A 511-nucleotide genomic window follows, 5' to 3' on the forward strand; every position below is an offset into this window, starting at 1 on the left:
GCAAGTGATGAACGTGGTTGATGCGGTGATTCCGAACAAACCAGCATTCATGAATACACAGCTGTTCTTCAACCCGGTAAATCCGCAACAAAAAGACTTCTGGCATCGTGACTGTCAATACGACTACGACGTTGATGACCAAATGAAAGTCATCATGGAAACCCAGGTATTGCATCTGCGAGTGCCCCTTTTTGATGAGCCCGGTATGGAGCTTATCCCCGGCACGCACAAACGTTGGGATAACGAAGAAGAGTACAATGTTCGCCAAGAAGAAAACGGCAAAGTGAGCAGCGATGACATCTCTGGTGGTAAGCAGATACCATTAGCCGCCGGTGACTTATTGGTTTTTTCAGCGGATATGATCCACCGAGGCCGATATGGCTTGGATCGTTTGGCTTTGGATATTTTGATCTTTGATTCGGCGGCAGACTATGTCGACTACGTTGATGATGACTGTTTACCAACACCAGCCATGTTGAGCAATATTACCGATCCAAGATTGTTTATGAAC

At 46.4% G+C, this 511-nt stretch carries 1 protein-coding gene; it reads left to right on the forward strand.

Going from position 1 to position 511, the window contains the following annotated elements; translation table 11 throughout:
- On the forward strand, positions 1-511 hold a 511-nt coding region (locus AB4653_RS18550), incomplete at both ends, for a phytanoyl-CoA dioxygenase family protein (RefSeq protein WP_372104953.1).

It is taken from the genome of Vibrio sp. 10N.222.48.A3 (assembly GCF_041475345.1).
GTDB classification, from domain to species: domain Bacteria; phylum Pseudomonadota; class Gammaproteobacteria; order Enterobacterales; family Vibrionaceae; genus Vibrio; species Vibrio tasmaniensis_A.